Consider the following 18,757-nt stretch of genomic DNA (forward strand, 5'->3'; position numbering starts at 1 on the left):
ATCATGATAGGATCTCGTAAAAGCAAGGAAGAAGCAGTGCTGGCCGATCTCGCAGCAGAGGTGGAGGCTGCTGTTGTTCAGCAAAGCGGAAAGAAGTCGCAAAGCCCTGTGGATCGCTATCTTAAGTTCGGTGCGATCACGCTTGCTGCGATCTGCGCGATGCTTCCCTTTGTGACTTACTTGCAGCGTGTTGATCTTGGGCTTGAAAAAAAGTCGGAAAGCAAGATCCTTGATCCGCTTGATCGCACGGACCAGAAGACCGTGCGTCGCTTTCCGTCGTTTCGGCCCAGTGAAGAAGTGGCACCGAATGCAGGTGTGGATAACACCATGACCGGGTCTGTCATGTCCAATGGCAAAGGCTTGCCCGGAACCAGCAATGGCCAGGGCGGGGACGGTGGCAGCGAGGGACAAAAGCTTCCAAAGCCTGTTTTTGCCCTACGCGAAGTCGTTGGCGGCATGGCCATGATTGAAGACGCATCTGGTTATTGGTTTGTGGAAAAAGGCTCGCTTTTGCCCGATGGCAGCCATCTTGTCTCGATCCGGCGTCAGCAGGGATCCGGTCTCTGGCAGCTTTCGACATCTAGTGGCGGCGTGATTGAGTTGCGTAAATAAGGGAATAGTTCTTCAACCTTACCCCGCGCAAGCTTGACGCAAGTTCCGACCTTTAAGTTAATCAAAGGTAAAGGCGGGAAACTCCATGAGCTCCATTCATCTGTTTGATCTGGCGACGAGGCAGGCACAGTGGTTGTCAGTAAGACAGGCGACTGTTGCAGGCAATGTCGCGAATGCAAACACACCGGATTTCAGGGCACGGGATGTTCAGCCCTTCGCAGATGTGTTGAGCAAAACGCAGCTCACCATGGCCGCCACCGATGCGCAGCATCTGGAAGTGGATGCCAGTGGCATTGCCGGTGCGCGTCTGCGTCCTGAAGACATTACCGAGCAAACCCATTCGGGAAACACTGTGGATGTTGAGCAGGAAATGATGAAGGCTGGTGAAATTGCGCGCGATTATTCGCTCAATACAAGCATCGTCAAAGCGTTTCACCGCATGATGCTCTCGGTTGCGAAAGGGTAATTGATGTCTTCCGATGCTTTGCAGAACACATTGAAAATCGCGGCTTCTGGCCTCTCGGCACAGTCCACACGCCTGCGCATTGTTTCGGAAAACATCGCCAATGCGCAGTCCACGGCCAAGACTGCCGATGCCGACCCGTATCGCCGCAAAACCGTTTCCTTTCGCACTGAAGTCGAACAGGCAACGGGTGCTGCGCAGGTGCGTGTTGCGGAAATCGGAAATGATATATCGCCCTTTATCGAACAATATGATCCGAGCCATCCGGCAGCGGATGCACGGGGCTATGTTCAATATCCAAACGTCAACATGGTCGTTGAAATGGCGGATATGCGCGAAGCAAACCGTTCGTATGAAGCCAATCTCCAAGTGGTCAAGCAGGCACGTGAGTTGATCTCGATGACCATTGATCTGATGAGGAACACATAATGTATGACTCCATCATGAGTATTTCGGCGCGCAATGCTCTTTCGCGCCTCTCCGAGACGGTTGCTGAGACCAATGTGGGTGCCACAAGGGCGCCGCAGGCGGTTCCAAGTGCGTCCGTGACCTCTTTTGGCGAAATACTTTCTCAGATGACGGGTTCTGTCGGCCAGAAATTGCAGGCCGCAGAAGCAACATCAATTCAGGGTATCAAGGGTGATGCACCGATACGTGATGTGGTGAGTTCCGTTATGGAAGCGGAACAGTCGCTGCAAACCGCCATCGCCATCCGTGACAAGATCGTGCAGGCCTATCTCGAAATCAGCCGTATGCCGGTTTGAATTCAACTCGAAGATACCTCTTTGTTTTTCGCATTGCCCACCGCAAAGCCGCTACGCACTTTTGCTGGTAATGCTCTAAGGACGCGCTATGAAAGCCCTGACGATCGCCGCAACTGGTATGAATGCCCAGCAGCTTAATCTTGAAGTGATTGCGAACAATATCGCCAATATCAATACGACGGGCTTTAAGCGTGCGCGCGCAGAGTTTTCCGATCTGCTCTATCAGGCAGAGCGTACCGCAGGTGTTCCCAATCAGGCCAATCAGTCTGTCGTGCCGGAAGGTGCACTGGTCGGTTTGGGTGTTCAGACAGCAGCAGTGCGCAATCTGCATGTTCAGGGCGGCTTCAATCAGACAGGCAATGATCTTGATCTGGCGTTAACCGGCAAAGGTTGGTTTCAGATACAAAGCCCGACCGGGGAGACGCTTTATACTCGCGCCGGTGCATTCAACACCAATGCGGATGGCCAGCTTGTGACCTTGGATGGAAATCTGGTTCAGCCAAACATTTCTATTCCGGCCAACACGATCGAAGTGGTGGTGAATGATTCCGGCGAAGTTTTTGCCAAGGTTCAAGGAAATGCCGGCATCGAAGTGGGCCCAGCACTTGGACGTATCGCGCTTGCGACCTTTACCAACGATGCAGGCCTTGAGCCACTTGGTGGCAATCTTTACCGGGAGACAGAAGCATCTGGTGGCCCGATTGCGGGAAGTCCCGGCGATCCGGGTTTTGGTACGGTCAAACAGGGCTATCTTGAAGCATCCAATGTCGACCCGGTGAAGGAAATTACCGATCTCATTTCCGCACAGCGCGCTTATGAGATGAATTCAAAGGTCATTCAGGCTGCGGACGAAATGGCAGCAACTGTTTCCAAGAACATGCGCTGACGGTGAGGGCTATGATGAAGTGCCTCAAACGGGCTTTTCTGAAATCAAGTGCACTAATCGCCACGAGTTTTCTGGTATTGAGTGTACCGGCTGCACAGGCCGCAGAGCGCATGACTTTTGTCGTGCCCTCCGTCACTGTTTATCCCGGCCAGATCTTGAACAACATTTCGCTGGTTGAAAAACAATTCTACATCAGTCCACCAGCCGCAAAGCAATATGTGCTTTCACCAGCACAGGTCACGGGCAAGGTTGCACGCCGAACCCTGATTTCAGGAAAGCCGATCTTGGTGACGGCCCTTTCGGAACCCTCAATGGTCACGCGTGGTGAGCCTGCACTTATGATTTTTACTTCCGGCCCGTTGACGATCACGGCGGCTGGTACGCCACTTGAATCAGGTGCTGTTGGTGATTTCATCCGAATTCGCAATGTCGATAGCGGGCTTATCGTTTCCGGTACTGTGTTGGCAGACGGCCGTATTCAGGTGGGGATGCAGTGATCAAAACATGCGCCGCCCTTATCGCCTGTCTTGCTTTGGTGCTCACGCCAATGGCAGGCCTTGCGGATGAATCATCAAAGAACGCAACCGAGTTTCGCTCGGCTGTTGAAGCCGATGCGGACTGGCTTGGTGCGGGAGGTGATCCGTCCAAAATGGCCTATGCCGAGCTTGGTCGTGGCAGTGCGGTTGCGCGTCTCAAAGACATTGCTACAATTCAAGGCGTGCGTGAAAATCAGCTTGTCGGTTATGGTCTGGTTATCGGTTTGAATGGTTCAGGCGACAGTCTGCGGAATTCGCCCTTCACAGAACAGTCCATGCGCGTAATGCTGGAAAATCTCGGCATCAATGCGCCACGCAATTCGACCCGTGCGAAGAACACGGCTGCTGTTATCGTTACAGCCAATCTTCCACCTTTTTCTGGTGCGGGGTCGCGCATTGATGTCACAGTGTCTTCGCTTGGCGATGCGACTTCCCTTCAGGGCGGTACATTGATCATGACGCCGCTTCAGGGTGCGGATAATCAGGTCTATGCGGTTGCACAGGGCAATATGATTGTATCTGGCTTTTCTGCGCAAGGTGAGGCCGCAAGCATCACGCAAGGAGTCCCCACATCGGGACGCATTCCCAATGGCGCATTGGTTGAGCGCGAAGTTGCAGGGAGTTTCGGCAGGGATGCTGAGATGATTGTCGAGCTGCGCGACCCTGATTTTACCACCGCCGTTCGCGCTGCTGATACAATCAATGTTTTTGCCAAGCGACGATATGGACGGGGTGTTGCGCTTGCGCGCGATGCAAAGACCATTCGCATTACACGCCCGAAAAATGTGCCGCCTGCGCGCTTTCTTGCCGAGCTTGAAGGTTTGCCTATTACAACCGACGAGGTTGCACGTGTCGTTGTGGATGAGCGCACGGGAACGGTGGTCATCGGGGACAAGGTGCGCATTTCCAAAGTCGCGATCAGCCATGGCAGTCTGACGGTTCGTGTGACTGAAACACCGATGGTTGTGCAACCTGAGCCATTCAGTCATGGCGAAACGGCGATGGAGCCGAATACGGAAATAGCCGTGAACCAGCCTGACGCCAAAATCGGTATTCTGACGGGGGCCAATCTCGAAAATCTTGTGAAGGGTTTGAACCAGATGGGTGTGAAGCCAAACGGGATCATCGCAATCCTTCAGGCGATCAAGACATCCGGTGCCCTTCATGCAGAACTGGTGGTGCAATGACTGTGACCAGCACGATGATCCGCCTGGGTTCCGCTTTGGTGTTTTTTCTTGGCGCCGCTCAGCTATCATTCGCGCAGCAGCTCGAAACGTCTGTTTCGCTTAATCCCCCGACGGCTCAAGCGCCGCTTGGTAATCTTGATGAAATCCGCAAGTACTGCGGTAATCTCGATAATCAGGCATCGGATGCCCGGTATTCACTTCAGCTCAAACAGCTTACAGAGCTGAAGGCTGATGTTGAAAAGCGTATGCAGGCGCTTGAGGAAAAGCGCAAGGAATATGAAATCTGGCTCAAACGCCGTGATGATTTCGTCAATACAGCGCAGGATTCACTTGTCGATATTATTTCAAAAATGAAGCCTGATGCGGCAGCAGCGCAAATGGCACTCATCGGTGATGAAGCCGCAGCAGCGCTTATCCTTAAACTAAACCCGCGTGTTTCCAGCATCATCCTGAATGAGATGCCAACGGAAAAGGCGGCAAAGCTTGCCCGCGTCATTGTCGGAGCACAGCGCACGACTGCAACGCTGCAACCCACCAAGGAGCAGCGAACGCAAGTGGAAACCGGGAAGAGCGTGCAATGACAAAAAACATGAACAAAGCACCACTTGTGATTTTGTTGATGGCTTTGATGGCGGGTTGCGCTGTCAAACCTGAAGAAATAGGTCGTGCGCCTGATCTTTCGCCTGTTGCAGCCAATCTTGGCGTGCAGAACAATCCGCAATATAGCGGCTATCCGGTTCGACCAAGCAAGGCTGCATATTCGTTGTGGGACCAGCGATCGACGAATTTTTTTAAGGACCCGCGTGCACAGGAACCAGGTGATGTGCTGACCGTGATCATCTCGATCAATGATCGTGCCAACATCGACAACAAGACGGATCGCGAGCGTATTTCAAAGGGACTTTATGGCGCCGGTGCATCTTTTGATACGCGCAGCCTGTCCGGTTCGTTTGCCGGTGGTGACTTGGATGCCTCGGTCAATACTCGCTCTAACAGCTCGTCCAAAGGCAAGGGCACAATTGAGCGCAGCGAAGATATTCGTCTTCAGATCGCAGCAATCGTTACAGATACGCTGCCCAACGGCAATCTCGTTATCCGGGGTTCTCAGGAAGTGCGCGTGAATAATGAATTGCGGGTGCTGAATGTCGTTGGCGTCGTGCGACCGCGTGATATTTCCGGCTATAACACGATTTCTTACGACAAGATCGCCGAAGCGCGCATCTCTTATGGCGGGCGCGGGCGTTTGAGCGAAGTTCAGCAGCCACCTTATGGCCAGCAGATTCTCGATCAGATTTCGCCGTTTTAGAGTCCATCAGTATGAGCGATATGTCTTCCGATAAAACTGGCAACAAAAAAGGCTCCATGATGGGCCTGCTGGTTGCCGTCGCCGTTTTGACGGGAATCGCCGGCGGTGGCGGGTGGTATCTTGGCGGCATGATTTCCGCCACACAGCAAGCCAATGCACCAGCAACTGGCAAGGAAGACAAGCCCAAACAGGGCGAATTTGAATCCCGTACGATTGGAACCGTTGTGCCGTTGCAACCCATTGTTACCAATCTCGGTATTCCCCAGACGACATGGGTGCGGCTGGAAGCATCGCTTGTGGCAAAACCGGGCCATGAAATTCCGCCCGCTGTTGCCGCCAACGTCGGGGATGATTTCGTGAGCTTTTTGCGCAGTGTCAATCTGATGCAATTGCAGGGTGCGGCAGGGCTTGCCTATCTGCGCGCCGATCTTGAAGAACGCGCACGTCTGCGCTCGGAAGGCGTTGTCGAACGCGTCTTTATTTCGACACTGGTAGTGGAATGAAAAAAGTTTTTGGTTTTGGCGTTTTTTTGACGCTTGCTTTCACTGCCAACGCACCGGCGCAACAAGGCTTGTCGCTTGATACTCTGCTGCCTGCAGGCAGTGGGGCGGCAAGCGGCCAGATCGTGCAGATATTTGGTCTTCTGACCGTGCTTTCGATTGCGCCGGGTCTCTTGATCATGGTGACGAGTTTTACTCGTTTTGCCATTGCCTTTTCGCTTCTGCGTTCCGGGCTGGGCTTGCAGACAGCACCTGCGAGCATGGTGATGATTTCGTTGGCTATGTTCATGACCTTTTATGTCATGGCGCCGGTGTTTGATCGCGCGTGGAACAACGGTGTGGAACCACTGATGCGCAATGAGATTACGCAGCAAGTGGCTTTCAATGAAATTTCCTCGCCATTTCGTGATTTCATGATGAGTCAGGTGCGTGACAAGGATTTGCGGCTGTTCGAAGACCTTGCCGATCCCTCATTCCGAACCGGCGAGGATGGTGTTGTCGATTTCCGCGTGCTTGTTCCGGCATTCATGATTTCCGAATTGCGTCGCGGTTTTGAAATAGGCTTTCTCATCGTGTTGCCGTTTCTGGTTATCGATCTTGTTGTCGCGACACTCACCATGTCGATGGGCATGATGATGCTGCCGCCGACGGTCATATCATTGCCGTTCAAAATTCTCTTTTTTGTGCTGATTGATGGCTGGAATATTCTTGTTGGAAGCTTGATAAGGTCATTTTCTTAGCCACTATTTTTAAAAAATGTGCCGTCCGTTAAAAACGAAGAGTATGTATTAATATTTTATTAACAATTCACGCATAGGGATGGTGGCATGATGGGTCCCGCGCGTTTCGCGGTGACAGGCATGATGCCGCTCCACCATGCCGGTTGTTTTCAAATCCGGCCTGTCCCTCAGTTTGTTTTCCCAAGGGGCACTACAATGGCTAGCATTCTTACAAACTCTTCGGCTTTGACCGCGCTTCAGACTCTTTCTTCGACCAACAAGTCGCTGGAAACAACGCAGAACCGCATTTCGACCGGCCTTCGCATCGGCGAAGCTTCAGACAACGCTTCTTACTGGTCGATCGCAACCTCGATGAAGTCCGACAACAAGGCCAATTCGGCTGTTCAGGACGCTCTCGGCCTCGGCGCTGGCAAGGTTGATACTGCTTATTCCGCGATCAACAAGATCAAGGAATCGGTTGACGAAATCAAGACCAAGCTGGTTTCGGCGATGGGTGCGAGCGCTGAAGACAAGGGCAAAATTGCCACTGAAATCACATCGCTCGTTTCAAACATCAATTCGGCTCTCAGCAACGCCAACTATGCAGGGTCCAACCTGCTCAATGGTCCTACTGAAGATCTCGACATCGTTGCATCTTACAACCGCACCGGTTCGACCGTGACGATTGACAAGATCACTGTTGCATCGACGGCGACAGACGCCAAGACGATGGTTGCAGACGTTGTAGCCGCTACTCTGTTCACTGCCGCTTCAACGGATACAGAAATCGAAACGGCTCTGGGCACAGTTGAAACTGCTTTGTCCGAATTAACCACTGGTGCTGCAACGCTTGGTGCAGCAAAGTCACAGATCGACAGCCAGAAGAGCTTCCTTTCGGGTCTTCAGGATTCGATCGAAAAGGGCGTTGGTACGCTGGTCGATGCTGACATGAACAAGGAATCGGCTCGTTTGTCAGCTCTCCAGGTTCAGCAGCAGCTCGGCGTTCAGGCCCTGTCGATTGCCAATTCATCGAACCAAAACATCCTGTCGCTGTTCCGTTAATAAACGGTGCTGCACGGGTTTCGGTCTAAAAATGAAGGCGCGGATTTATTCCGCGCCTTCATTTTTAATTATCAGTTTTTTCTGCCGCCACTTTCGCACAAGCTTCGCGATCTAGTTTGCATCCATCAGGATGGCGGTGGTATTGATGCAGCAGAATTTCCAACAATTGATCGAGCAACTCAAGGGGACGTTTGGCAAGCTTGGCCTGCGAAAACTCATTGCGCTCGGACTTGTCGGCACTGCCCTGATGGGCGCTATCCTTTATACAAGTATTTATCTCAGCCGCCCGTCTTATGAGACGCTTTATGTCGGACTTTCGCGCGATGATGTGAACCGCATGGGACTGGCATTGGGTGAGGCGGGTATTACATTTGATGTGAAATCAGATGGCTCATCCATTCTGGTGCCTATTGGCAAAGCCGAACAGGCACGTATGTATTTGGCAGAAAAAGGTCTGCCGACCTCCAACAATGCCGGCTATGAACTTTTCGACAATATGGGGTCGCTGGGCCTTACGTCCTTCATGCAGGAAATTACCCATGTGCGCGCACTTGAAGGCGAGATTGCACGAACCATTCAGGCTATTCGCGGCATAAAAGCTGCGCGGGTTCACATCGTGCTGGCCGAAAAGGGTTCTTTCCGTCGCGGCGACCAGAAGCCATCGGCATCGGTTGTTATTCGGGCGGAAGGTGGCTTTGCAGCGGAGTCCGCGCAATCAATCCGCCAGCTCGTGGCGGCTGCGGTTCCGGCACTTGAAGCGTCTGCGGTTACTGTTCTGGATACCAATGGGCGTCTTCTTGCGTCCGCCGGTGAAGCGGCCAATGGCGCGGCGTTGATGACGGCTTCGCTTGAGCAGCAGGTTGTCGACAATGTTGACGAGAGCATTCGCAAGGCGCTCGCGCCCTATCTGGGTATGGGGCATTTTCAGACCAGTGTTCAGGCGTCACTCGATACGGACCGCCGTCAGACCAATGAAACAAGCTTCGATCCTGAATCGCGCGTCGAGCGCTCCGTTCGAGTTGTGCGTGAAAGCGGCGACAGTCGCAATTCGCGCAGTGACAATGCCACCGGCGTTGAACAAAATATTCCGCAAGAAGAAATTGGAAGCCAGAACGGCGAAAACTCGTCTGAAAAGACAGACCGCCGTGAGGAACTCACCAATTATGAGATGAACACGAAGACAGTGTCCACCGTCAGCGATGGTTATTCCATCAAGCGGCTTTCGATTGCTGTGGTGATTGATCAGGCGCGTTTGCTGGAAACGGCAGGCACGACACCTGCGCCGGCCGATTTTGTGGATCAGCAGATTACCAAAATTCGCGATCTTGTCGCGACTGCCGCGGGGCTCAACTCTGATCGCGGTGATGTCATCAATGTCACGGCGGTCAATTTCATGAATGCTTCAGGCGCAGATATGGAGCCGGTTTCGACACCGTGGACCGATACTTTGCTGCGCCAAAGCGGTTCCTATGTGAATGCGCTCGCAATTCTTGGCGCTGTAGCTCTTCTGATCTGGTTTGGCCTTCGTCCGCTTCTGCGTGATACGGGCGCCACGCCAACTGGCACGCAGGTTGCCGTGCGTGAGCCGGGGGCGGTGGCTGTTCCAAATCTCGTCGCAGGAGCGGATCAGCTCTCGGACTCTGATGCCACAAAAGCTGTCCTTGGTGGGCCCGGAGCCTATGCAGATCAAATGAAAAGCAGCCTGAGCGATCTTCGCCAGCGCATGAAAATGCCCGCAAAGCTGCGCCTCGAACAAATGATCGAGATGGATGAAGAACGTGTTGCAGCCGTTCTCAAGCAGTGGATTCATGAAAGTGCAGCGCCAAAAGAAACTAGCAAAATATCAACGTCCATGCCGGAGCTTGAGGCAGCCTGACGATGACCTCGCTCGCTTTAAGTCGCTATCTGCCTGATTTTTCAACGTATCGCATTGCTGACGATGCGATTGAAATTATTGAGGCTCCAGTTTCACAGGCGCCGCTTGCCGTTGAAAAACTGGATGTCGAGATGTCATTTAACGCTGAACGGGCTGAGGTCTCACAGATCTTAGCCTTCGAGGAAGAAAAGCGGTTGGCATTTGAAGCGGGACGTGAAGATGGCCACAAAGAAGCTGAAGCGCTTTATGCAGCGGAAAAAGCCCGGCTGTTGCGCGCGCATGACGACGAAATCGAGGCACTGCGCGCAGCCTTTTCGCGGGAGCAGGCAAATCTTTTTGCCGTTTCTCTCACGCAGGCACTGGTTTTGCTTGAGCAAAATCTCTCGCAGCAGCTGGCAGAGATTTTGATGCCGCTTTATGCCCGAAAATTGCAGCAGGATGCCGTGGAAAGCTTTGCCGAACGGATCAGCACGCTGGCCCTTGAAGGCGAGGCACCGGAAATTTACGGACCCGCGCACCTGCTGGGGTCATTGCGTCAACACATGGATCTTTTGCCGTCTGGATGTCAGTTCATCGAAAATGAATCCGGCGAAGTATCATTTTCCTTTGGCGAGCGGGTGCTTGAAACACGCCTCGCGCCACTTCTTGAAGAGATAGCGGAAACCGTCAGATGAGTATTGATCCGGAAACCAAACGCGAAATCATCATTGTGCGCCGAGGTAACCGCGACGATCATGACGGGCATCATGGTGGCGTTTGGAAGATCGCATATGCTGATTTTATGACGGCTATGATGGCATTTTTTCTGGTTATGTGGCTTATTAACGCTGCAAATGAAGAAAGCAAAGCCGCAGTTGCGAGCTATTTCAATCCGGTTAAGTTGATGGACCGGCATTCCAGCCCCAAGGGCGTGCAGGATGTCGATCAACAGGATGGCCGTGTCCGCTTTGACAGCGATCAGAAGGTTGAAAACAGCACCAAGGTTAACAATACCGGCAGCGTGGATGCTGCAAGTGATCAGGAAGAAAGCCGGATGTTCCGCGAACCCTATGCGGTGCTTGCAGAACTGGCACATGAAACAGGTATTTTGCAGAACCAGTCCGCGAAAGGCGATGGCGGCGTTTCCCAATCCGGTCCGCAGACCGGATCGGATGGCGGCGATGCCTATCGTGATCCTTTCAGTCCTGATTACTGGTCAAGCAAGGCTGCTGAGGCATTGACACAGCCTGAAACTGCACCTTCGACACCACCCACACCGTTAATAGATGCGAAGCCTGAAGAAGAGCGCGCCGAGAGCCAGGAAGCGCTTATTTCGGAATTGAAAAAGGCGGCTGAGGGCGACACAGCCAAGGCAGCAAATAACGCGCAAAAAGTGGAATCTATGCCGGAGGTCACGGTTGTGCCTGTCGAGGGCGGCGTGATGATACAGCTCACCGACAAGATCGATTTTGGTATGTTTACGATTGGATCGGCCAAGCCGGATGCGCGCGTTGTTGAAATACTGCGACGTATCGCTCAGGTCATTTCGCGCCAGCCCGGCGAGGTTATTATCAGTGGCCATACCGATTCACGCCCCTTTAAGAATGCCAATTACGATAATTGGCGGCTGTCTTCCGCACGTGCGCAGATGGCCTATTATATGCTGATACATGGTGGGCTTGATGAGAAGCGGGTTCTGCGTGTCGAAGGCTATGCTGACCGGCAGCCCAAAAACCCCAATAATCCAAATGCCGCCGAAAATCGTCGTATCGATATTTTCTTGAAATCCAATCCATGAAGACGCTGTTCGCCCGCCCTTTGCTGGCGTCATTTGCGTGCCTCCTGTTGATGCTGGGGCCAATGGCAGTGTATGCATGGAGCGCCCCTGATACTCATGCGTCTCTTGCTGAAGGTCAGGACTTGCCGGTACTGGAGCCTTATAAGCTTGTGCGCTCGTTGCGCATGCTTCAGGATCAGTTGGTCACGGGAAAACCGGAAGCCGTGATAATGCTGAATCGGCTTTTGAGCCTCATCAGTGCTGATATGCAGCGCGCGCCAGATGCTTTCTGGGACAAACCCGAGAATGTTTATGCTGCGATTATCTATCTTTTCAATGGCGGTAATCCGGGTGCGGTGCGTGAGGTTCTTACCGGTTTAAAAGGCGAAGTGGTTTCATCTGAGCTTGTTAATGGTGCGCTTGCCTACGCATCTGGCCAGAACATTGAAGTGGTGAAACTGTTTTCTGTGCCGCTTGCAGCAGATGTTCCAGTGGAATTGCGGTCGTCGATTGTTCTGGTAACAGCCAATCAGATGGCGGCATTGGATGCGGCGACGGCCTTGCGGCGCCTTGATCAGGTGCGACTTAGTGGGCCGGGCACGTTGTTTGAAGAAGCGGCTATTCGCCGTTCTATGCCCATTGCTGCCCGGCTTGGTGATGCAGACAAGATCAGGCTCTTGTCACGCAATTATCTCCAACGCTTTGCGCGCTCGCCCTATATGCGCGATTTCATGCAGCAGTTTGTCGATGCTGCGCTGAAACTAAACGACCGGATTGACAATGCCGAATTGGCCAAGCTTATCGGCACAGCCGATCCGGCCTTGCAATATTCATTTTATCTGCAAATTGCACGTGGATCGCTGGTGAATGGCCAGACGGAACGGGCACGCTTCATGTCTGGAGAAGCGCGCAAACTTGCTGATAGACTAAAAACTGATCCAAGTCGCGCCAATCTTTATGCTGCAGCAAGCGGCGTGGCTTCTGATGGCGCGCGTGACGCCTTGCGCGAGCTTTCGCAGATTTCACCCGATCATCTGCAGGAGCGTGATCGCAAGCTTTTAAAGGCTGCGGAGGCTATCGCAATAGATGTTACACGCAAACCTGTTCTGGAAACCGATATTCCCACCATGCCGGTGGCTGCTGGCACGTCGCCACCCGAAACTGTGGCGGTTGCTGAACCGCCGTCATCACCAGGTACAGGCTGGGCGCCAGCACCTAAGCAGCCGGAAGACGACTTGCAAAAAACCTTGGAAGAGGCGCGGCGCAAGATAGCAGAAATCGATGCTTTGCTAGGAAAGAACGTTCAATGAGCATGGATATTTTGGCAAGAGCAGATCGGCGGCTTATATCTTTGGCAAAAAGCGCTCCGGCCCAGCAGAGCCAAAGTGGTGGACAGGCGCGCGAAGATCAGCAGATGTCGGATACAGCAAAGCTTTTTGGCGCATTGCTGGAAAAACCACAGAGCAAAGAGGCCGGAACGTCCGCACAGAAAGACGATCGTGATCCGCAGGAGGCGGACGCCGTATCCGCTGATCCTCTGCTTCAATCATATGTTTGCACTGTGCCACAGCGCCTTTTCAGCCTTGCTGCAAACCTCTCGGTGGCCCATGAAACAAATTCTCCATTGCCGGTCGGGGCTGACAGCCAACCTGCTGTTGTACCCGATGCCAATGAAGCCGATCCCACTTCATTAGCACCAGACGCTGCACTCTTTGCTCTCTCGACTGATATTGAAAACAAACCTCTCGGACTTACCACGGTCGATAAGCGGCAAGCTGCTCCCATCAATACTAAAACGGGCAATGGAACGGAAGTGGTCCTAGAGAACAGTGTTCTGAAACAAGACAATGCACCTCCAGAACGGGAGAATATGGCGGAAGAGGCCGCTATCGTGAAACGACCAGCCGAGGGGGGGGATGTGCAGGATCGTATTGTCATTCAGCCGCCGCCGCAGATATCTCGCGGCAATGGGCCTATTGAAGCAAAGGTCGAAATTGTTGCCCAACAAGCATCTGCGCGCATCGACGACATTCAGCTTATTTCTGAACGCAGTTTTGGCGCGGTCAAGACATTGCATATCAAGCTTGATCCTGTTGAGCTTGGGACGGTGACAGCACGTATTCGGATGGAGGCCGACACGATTGAAGTGCATCTTATCGCCGACAAGGCACATGGCGCGGAAGCCCTGGTTGCGGATCGCGCGATGATAGAAAAAGCGCTGAAAGCTGCGGGCGTTACTGAAGATGCAAAAATTACGGTGACGGTCGCTGAGCGTGGTGCTCTCACTCTCCAGCAAACCACATCCAGTCAAAGTGCCGGGCATCAGCAGGCAGGCAATCAGCTGTCTGGCCAGCAACAGGGCTCCGGTATGCAAAGTGACGCCGATGGCCGTAACGGCTCACAGGGGCAGTCGCAGTCGCATTTCATGGGTGGAGAAAGCAGGCAGAATGGTGAATCCGCACATACAAGACGTGGCCCTTCCGACGCACGCAGTCCGAATGCGGAGGCGATATTGGATGCTACCGCTCACAATAACGGTCGTCATCGCGGCCTGGTTGTCTAATGCGATTTTCGCCAATGCCGCGAATATTTGCGAACGTGAAATGCACCGCGCATCCTCGCGTTATGGCGTCCCGCTTGGGATACTTTACGCGGTCGGTCTGACGGAGACAGGGCGAAAAAACTCTCTGCAGCCCTACGCTATGAATATTGAGGGGCGCGCTGAGTTCTTTTCGTCGCAAGCAGCAGCCCTGCGACGGTTTGAAGAGGCCCATGCCGAAGGCGTAAAGTTGATTGATCTGGGTTGTATGCAGATCAATCATTATTATCACAGCGGCGAATTTCCATCGGTTGCGGCCATGCTGCAACCATCCCTGAATGTTGATTACGCCGCACGTTTTCTAAGGCGCCTTCGGGATCGCGAAGGCAATTGGACCATGGCAGTTGCACGCTATCATGCAGGCCCGAATAATGACCCTGCGCAGAAACGGTATGTTTGTCGCGTGATGACAAATATGGTCGTAACAGGCTTCGGAAAATGGACGGAGCAGGCAAAAAACTTTTGCTCGGTTTTATAAGTAAGTGCTTAAAATTCAGTGGTTGTATCCGAATGGCAGATACACCTCAATTTTAGGTGCACACTCTGAGGTTGCTTTAACTGAAGGGCTTAATTTAGGGATCAAGTTTTTAAGTCCTTGTAATGAATCGTTAAATATCGTGAGGCGTTAACGATTTGTTAACTTTTTTGCACCACTAATCGGGCATCATTGCAATTAAAGCGATTCCTGACGCATTAGGTTAATCTATTGCGGATCCCTATTTATTGGGGGCAACTATTTGTAATTGTCGCTGAGTCCTCCTGCCAGTTAGGTCTGCCTTAGATGGGGTAACATATTGATTCGGAAGGCGGGCCGATGATCGTAGTCGTAGATGAGCGCGAACTTGTGACCGAGGGGTACTCCTCCTGGTTCGGCCGAGAGGGCATCACGACGACGGGGTTTCGTCCATGTGATTTCAACGATTGGGTTGAAACTGTACCACAGCATGACATTATGGCTGTCGAGGCATTCTTGATTGGTGAATGCGCTGGTCAAAGCGGTCTTCCCTCCCTTATTCGTGAACGGTGCAAAGCCCCGGTGATAGCGGTTAATGATCGCCCATCTCTTGAGCATACGTTAGAACTTTTTCAATCTGGGGTTGATGATGTTGTCCGCAAGCCGGTTCATGTGCGAGAAATTCTCGCGCGCATCAATGCGATCCGCCGCAGAATAGGCATCGCAGGTTCAAGTGACGACGATGGCACAGAGCTTGGACCAATCAAAGTGTTCTCTGATGGCCGTGACCCACAGGTCAATGGCATCGATTTTATTTTGCCACGTCGTGAGCGCCGCATTCTGGAATATCTGGTTGCCAATCAAGGCCGTCGTCTTAACAAGACCCAGATTTTCAACGCAATCTATGGCATTTTCGACAGTGAAGTCGAAGAGAATGTCGTTGAAAGCCATATCAGTAAGCTGCGCAAAAAACTGCGCGAGAAGCTTGGTTTCGATCCGATCGATTCCAAGCGCTTCTTAGGCTACTGCATCAACATCGAATAAGCATATCCTCCCTAGCGCATCCCGAAAAGTGGGAACCGGTTTTCGGAACGAGATGCGCGTGAAAACAAAGAGATAGAGCATTTCTAACGGTCCAACTTAAAAAAGAAATGTTCTAAATGCCAAGACGACAGTTTCACGCAAGCGTCGCCCGTTAGCCTCGTTGCGAGTTGATAATTTCTCAGGAGCTGCCAATGAGCCTCTACGGTATGATGCGCACCGGCGTTTCAGGCATGAATGCGCAGGCTAACCGCCTTTCGGCGGTTGCGGAAAACATCGCAAACGCCAGCACCGTTGGCTATAAGCGCGCTGAAACACAGTTTTCCTCACTTGTGCTGCCAAGCACTGCCGGTCAGTATAATTCCGGTAGCGTTCTGACCAACGTTCGTTACGGCATATCCGATCAGGGTGGAATAAGGTCGACCGCTTCAAGAACCGACCTTGCAATTGATGGAAACGGCTTTTTTGTTGTGCAGGGCGCGGATGGAACCAGTTACCTCACGCGTGCTGGCTCGTTTGTACCCGACAAAGACGGCTATCTTGTCAATACAGCTGGATATTATCTTCTGGGCGCAGGTCCCGATGAAAGCGCCGGTGGCTTGACCATCGCGGGCCTTGAAAGGATTAATGCCAATGCTGCGGATCTGGAGGCTCAGGCCAGCACATCTGGCACATTTACGGTTAGTTTACCGTTGAATGGACAGGTTCCTGCGGCAGGCGAATTTAATCATAAAACGTCTCTGATCTCTTATGATTCTCAGGGTAAAAAGATTACGCTGGACGTTTATTTTACAAAGTCTGCGGATAACAACTGGGATGTTTCGGTCAAGAATGCCGCCGATGGGGTGGAAGTCGGAACAACGAGCCTTGAATTTGATCCTGCCAACGGAGATCTGGTTGCTGGCGGTGTGGTGAGCGTTGATCTTACAGGTTACAACGGTTCAGCGCTCAGCCTTAATCTTGGGGCTTCCAAGGAGGCTTCAGGTGAGTACACAATTTCTGAGGCTGTTATCAATGGTCAGGCCAAGTCCTCAATGAAGAGTGTCGATGTGGCCAGTGATGGCTCTATTGTCGGTATCTATGAGAATGGTTCGCAAGTCATTCTTGGGCGGATTCCACTGGCCAAAGTTCCAAGCCCCGACCGTATGACTGTTGTGAGCGGCAACGTTTTTCTTGCCAGTGCTGAATCCGGCGAAATTTCTCTTGGCTTTCCGCAAAGCAGCGGAATTGGCAAGGTTATGTCGGGTTCACTTGAAGAGTCCAAGGCTGATATTGCACAGGAACTCACGGATATGATCGAAGCGCAACGAAGCTATACTGCCAATTCGAAAGTCTTCCAGACCGGTTCCGAACTTATGGATGTTCTGGTTAATCTGAAACGCTAAACGAAATGATTTCCCGAAGAATAAACCTGGGAAAAATAGCCGCTCCGCAACAAGCGGCTGAAGCATGACCGAAGGTCGGGTTCGAGAATTTATTAATTGGTCGTGGCTGTTTTCTGTCCTTATGGACGCGAGGCGCTACGGGGGTAGTAAATGGGGATAAAATGTCACTTAGTTCTGCTCTACTGACAGCCAAAAGTTCGCTTGCGGCCACGTCCAAGCAGACCTCGGTTATCTCTCGCAATGTTGCAGGGGTAAACGATACGGATTATTCGCGCCGCACCGCTTCTCTCGTCTCTGGCCCTTATGGGTCGCTTTATGTGAATATAAATCGTTCTGCAGATACTGCGCTTCTCAACCGCTTCATGCAGTCTAACAGTGCGTCGTCGTCTTCATCCATTCTTGCCGGAGGCCTCGACCGCCTCTCATCGCTTTATTCGGCGGATAATTATTCCGCCTCACCATCGGCTCTCATTGGTGATCTCCGTGATGCCCTGCAGACTTTTGCAGCTACGCCCGCAAACGCCGCACTCGGTAACAGCGTTGTCTCCACCGCAGAGCAGCTTGCCAATGCACTCAACGATGGGACGAAGCAGATCCAGACCCTACGCAATGATGCTGATGCAGAGATTACGGACTCAGTGGCAAGCATTAATGATGTGCTGGCTAAGTTTGAAAAGGTCAATCAGCAGATCTTGAGCGGCACGCGTGCTGGTAACTACATTTCTGATTTCCTTGATCAGCGTGATTCCTTGCTCAAGCAACTTTCGGGCGAGGTTGGCATCACGACGATGATGCGCGGCGATAATGACATGGTCATTTTTGCTGAAAACGGCGTGACTTTGTTTGAGACCACAGCACGAAAAGTGAGCTTTGAAACCTCTCAAGGTCTTTCTGCCGGTGCCGCTGGGAATACGGTTCTGGTCGATGGCGTGCCATTGACACATGACACGTTCGACCAGCCTTTTGGCACGGGCCGCTTGAGCGGTCTTCTTCAGCTACGTGACCAGATCGCACCGCAATATCAGATGCAGCTCGATGAAATTGCGCGTAGTCTGATCAGTATATTTGCTGAGAGCGATCAGAGTGGTGGCGGTGGCGCAGCGAAGACGGGCTTGTTCAGCTGGTCAGGGTCGCCGGCGGTCCCGGGCGCAGGCTTGTTATCGGGCCTGGCTGGTACGATCAAAGTGTCTTCAGCATTTATAGCATCTGCAGGTGGCAACGCACTGTTGCTGCGTGATGGCGCTAACTACAATTACAATCTTGATAGTGCGGCTGGTTTTAGCGACAGGCTTCGCGCTTTGAATGAAGCGTTCAGCGAGCGACCGAGTTTTAGTGGTTCGACCGGGCTGAACTCGGAATCAAGTCTGATTGATTACAGCGCGTCTTCGATCAGCTGGCTGGAAAGCAAACGTCAGGCCGCGAATACAAGCTTTTCGTATAATCAGACTGTAGCAAAGCAGGCGGATCAGGCGCTGTCCAATGCCAATGGTGTTAATATCGACACTGAAATGGCTCTGCTTCTCGATCTGGAACATTCCTATCAGGCATCAAGCCGGGTGTTGACGACGATCAATGCCATGCTTGATGACCTCATTAAAGCGGTGTGAAGTT

General features: G+C 52.4%; 21 protein-coding genes. All 21 read left to right on the forward strand.

Features of this window, described 5'->3' with window-relative positions; genetic code table 11:
• Complete coding sequence (locus tag VBH83_RS06005) at positions 1-612, forward strand: hypothetical protein (protein ID WP_265985210.1); 612 nt, start codon at positions 1-3, stop codon at positions 610-612.
• Positions 613-697: 85 nt separating this feature from the next.
• A complete protein-coding gene (flgB, locus tag VBH83_RS06010; protein WP_265985037.1) occupies positions 698-1,078 on the forward strand; it encodes a flagellar basal body rod protein FlgB in 381 nt (126 codons plus the stop codon).
• Between the two features lie 3 nt (positions 1,079-1,081).
• Entirely contained in the window at positions 1,082-1,504 is a 423-nt protein-coding gene (gene flgC / locus VBH83_RS06015) for a flagellar basal body rod protein FlgC (RefSeq protein ID WP_265985038.1), read from the forward strand.
• On the forward strand, positions 1,504-1,839 hold the full coding sequence (locus VBH83_RS06020) for a flagellar hook-basal body complex protein FliE (protein WP_265985039.1): 336 nt from the start codon (positions 1,504-1,506) through the stop codon (positions 1,837-1,839). Before flgC ends, VBH83_RS06020 begins: the two co-directional genes overlap by 1 nt.
• Positions 1,840-1,927: 88 nt before the next feature.
• Positions 1,928-2,725, forward strand: coding sequence for a flagellar basal-body rod protein FlgG (flgG, locus tag VBH83_RS06025; RefSeq protein WP_265985040.1), 798 nt, complete (start codon positions 1,928-1,930; stop codon positions 2,723-2,725).
• The gene (flgA, locus tag VBH83_RS06030) at positions 2,722-3,222 is read left to right on the forward strand and encodes a flagellar basal body P-ring formation chaperone FlgA (protein ID WP_265985211.1); all 501 of its coding nucleotides are present in this window, start codon (positions 2,722-2,724) and stop codon (positions 3,220-3,222) included. The genes flgG and flgA overlap by 4 nt, the downstream gene beginning before the upstream one ends.
• 50 nt (positions 3,223-3,272) lie before the next feature.
• Positions 3,273-4,448 (forward strand): flagellar basal body P-ring protein FlgI, encoded by a 1,176-nt coding sequence (locus VBH83_RS06035; protein ID WP_396996857.1) that lies wholly within the window; start codon positions 3,273-3,275, stop codon positions 4,446-4,448.
• A complete protein-coding gene (locus tag VBH83_RS06040; RefSeq protein ID WP_265985041.1) occupies positions 4,445-5,029 on the forward strand; it encodes a MotE family protein in 585 nt (194 codons plus the stop codon). Before VBH83_RS06035 ends, VBH83_RS06040 begins: the two co-directional genes overlap by 4 nt.
• A complete protein-coding gene (gene flgH / locus VBH83_RS06045) occupies positions 5,026-5,754 on the forward strand; it encodes a flagellar basal body L-ring protein FlgH (protein WP_265985042.1) in 729 nt (242 codons plus the stop codon). The genes VBH83_RS06040 and flgH overlap by 4 nt, the downstream gene beginning before the upstream one ends.
• Positions 5,755-5,765: 11 nt before the next feature.
• Positions 5,766-6,257: a flagellar basal body-associated protein FliL gene (gene fliL / locus VBH83_RS06050; RefSeq protein ID WP_265985043.1), complete on the forward strand. Its 492-nt coding sequence runs from the start codon at positions 5,766-5,768 to the stop codon at positions 6,255-6,257.
• Positions 6,254-6,994, forward strand: coding sequence for a flagellar type III secretion system pore protein FliP (gene fliP / locus VBH83_RS06055; protein WP_265985044.1), 741 nt, complete (start codon positions 6,254-6,256; stop codon positions 6,992-6,994). The genes fliL and fliP overlap by 4 nt, the downstream gene beginning before the upstream one ends.
• Before the next feature lie 195 nt (positions 6,995-7,189).
• Complete coding sequence (locus tag VBH83_RS06060) at positions 7,190-8,035, forward strand: flagellin (RefSeq protein ID WP_265985045.1); 846 nt, start codon at positions 7,190-7,192, stop codon at positions 8,033-8,035.
• Between the two features lie 130 nt (positions 8,036-8,165).
• Entirely contained in the window at positions 8,166-9,911 is a 1,746-nt protein-coding gene (gene fliF / locus VBH83_RS06065; protein ID WP_265985046.1) for a flagellar basal-body MS-ring/collar protein FliF, read from the forward strand.
• A 2-nt stretch (positions 9,912-9,913) separates the two neighbouring features.
• Positions 9,914-10,585 carry a hypothetical protein gene (locus VBH83_RS06070; protein WP_396996772.1) on the forward strand — a complete coding sequence of 224 codons (672 nt, stop codon included), beginning with the start codon at positions 9,914-9,916 and terminating at the stop codon, positions 10,583-10,585.
• Positions 10,582-11,688 (forward strand): flagellar motor protein MotB, encoded by a 1,107-nt coding sequence (locus VBH83_RS06075; RefSeq protein WP_265985048.1) that lies wholly within the window; start codon positions 10,582-10,584, stop codon positions 11,686-11,688. The genes VBH83_RS06070 and VBH83_RS06075 overlap by 4 nt, the downstream gene beginning before the upstream one ends.
• Positions 11,685-12,977, forward strand: a complete 1,293-nt coding sequence (locus VBH83_RS06080) for a chemotaxis protein (protein ID WP_396996774.1) — start codon at positions 11,685-11,687, stop codon at positions 12,975-12,977. The genes VBH83_RS06075 and VBH83_RS06080 overlap by 4 nt, the downstream gene beginning before the upstream one ends.
• The gene (locus VBH83_RS06085; protein WP_396996776.1) at positions 12,974-14,230 is read left to right on the forward strand and encodes a flagellar hook-length control protein FliK; all 1,257 of its coding nucleotides are present in this window, start codon (positions 12,974-12,976) and stop codon (positions 14,228-14,230) included. Before VBH83_RS06080 ends, VBH83_RS06085 begins: the two co-directional genes overlap by 4 nt.
• Positions 14,184-14,744 (forward strand): transglycosylase SLT domain-containing protein, encoded by a 561-nt coding sequence (locus tag VBH83_RS06090; protein WP_265985050.1) that lies wholly within the window; start codon positions 14,184-14,186, stop codon positions 14,742-14,744. Before VBH83_RS06085 ends, VBH83_RS06090 begins: the two co-directional genes overlap by 47 nt.
• 336 nt (positions 14,745-15,080) lie before the next feature.
• The gene (ftcR, locus tag VBH83_RS06095; protein WP_265985051.1) at positions 15,081-15,764 is read left to right on the forward strand and encodes a flagellar transcriptional regulator FtcR; all 684 of its coding nucleotides are present in this window, start codon (positions 15,081-15,083) and stop codon (positions 15,762-15,764) included.
• A gap of 191 nt (positions 15,765-15,955) precedes the next feature.
• Positions 15,956-17,146, forward strand: a complete 1,191-nt coding sequence (locus tag VBH83_RS06100) for a flagellar hook protein FlgE (RefSeq protein ID WP_265985052.1) — start codon at positions 15,956-15,958, stop codon at positions 17,144-17,146.
• Positions 17,147-17,307: 161 nt separating this feature from the next.
• The gene (gene flgK / locus VBH83_RS06105) at positions 17,308-18,753 is read left to right on the forward strand and encodes a flagellar hook-associated protein FlgK (RefSeq protein ID WP_396996779.1); all 1,446 of its coding nucleotides are present in this window, start codon (positions 17,308-17,310) and stop codon (positions 18,751-18,753) included.
• Positions 18,754-18,757 lie beyond the last annotated feature (4 nt).

This window comes from Ochrobactrum sp. S1502_03 (genome assembly GCF_044435015.1).
GTDB lineage: Bacteria > Pseudomonadota > Alphaproteobacteria > Rhizobiales > Rhizobiaceae > Brucella > Brucella chromiisoli.

Coding starts and splice junctions, on each gene's coding strand:
- flgB (WP_265985037.1), top strand. CDS start 698: ATGAGCTCCATTCATCTGTTTGATCTGGCGACGAGGCAGGCACAGTGG.
- flgC (WP_265985038.1), top strand. CDS start 1,082: ATGTCTTCCGATGCTTTGCAGAACACATTGAAAATCGCGGCTTCTGGC.
- VBH83_RS06020 (WP_265985039.1), top strand. CDS start 1,504: ATGTATGACTCCATCATGAGTATTTCGGCGCGCAATGCTCTTTCGCGC.
- flgG (WP_265985040.1), top strand. CDS start 1,928: ATGAAAGCCCTGACGATCGCCGCAACTGGTATGAATGCCCAGCAGCTT.
- VBH83_RS06035 (WP_396996857.1), top strand. CDS start 3,273: ATGGCAGGCCTTGCGGATGAATCATCAAAGAACGCAACCGAGTTTCGC.
- VBH83_RS06040 (WP_265985041.1), top strand. CDS start 4,445: ATGACTGTGACCAGCACGATGATCCGCCTGGGTTCCGCTTTGGTGTTT.
- flgH (WP_265985042.1), top strand. CDS start 5,026: ATGACAAAAAACATGAACAAAGCACCACTTGTGATTTTGTTGATGGCT.
- fliL (WP_265985043.1), top strand. CDS start 5,766: ATGAGCGATATGTCTTCCGATAAAACTGGCAACAAAAAAGGCTCCATG.
- fliP (WP_265985044.1), top strand. CDS start 6,254: ATGAAAAAAGTTTTTGGTTTTGGCGTTTTTTTGACGCTTGCTTTCACT.
- VBH83_RS06060 (WP_265985045.1), top strand. CDS start 7,190: ATGGCTAGCATTCTTACAAACTCTTCGGCTTTGACCGCGCTTCAGACT.
- fliF (WP_265985046.1), top strand. CDS start 8,166: ATGGCGGTGGTATTGATGCAGCAGAATTTCCAACAATTGATCGAGCAA.
- VBH83_RS06070 (WP_396996772.1), top strand. CDS start 9,914: ATGACCTCGCTCGCTTTAAGTCGCTATCTGCCTGATTTTTCAACGTAT.
- VBH83_RS06075 (WP_265985048.1), top strand. CDS start 10,582: ATGAGTATTGATCCGGAAACCAAACGCGAAATCATCATTGTGCGCCGA.
- VBH83_RS06080 (WP_396996774.1), top strand. CDS start 11,685: ATGAAGACGCTGTTCGCCCGCCCTTTGCTGGCGTCATTTGCGTGCCTC.
- VBH83_RS06085 (WP_396996776.1), top strand. CDS start 12,974: ATGAGCATGGATATTTTGGCAAGAGCAGATCGGCGGCTTATATCTTTG.
- VBH83_RS06090 (WP_265985050.1), top strand. CDS start 14,184: ATGCTACCGCTCACAATAACGGTCGTCATCGCGGCCTGGTTGTCTAAT.
- ftcR (WP_265985051.1), top strand. CDS start 15,081: ATGATCGTAGTCGTAGATGAGCGCGAACTTGTGACCGAGGGGTACTCC.
- VBH83_RS06100 (WP_265985052.1), top strand. CDS start 15,956: ATGAGCCTCTACGGTATGATGCGCACCGGCGTTTCAGGCATGAATGCG.
- flgK (WP_396996779.1), top strand. CDS start 17,308: ATGTCACTTAGTTCTGCTCTACTGACAGCCAAAAGTTCGCTTGCGGCC.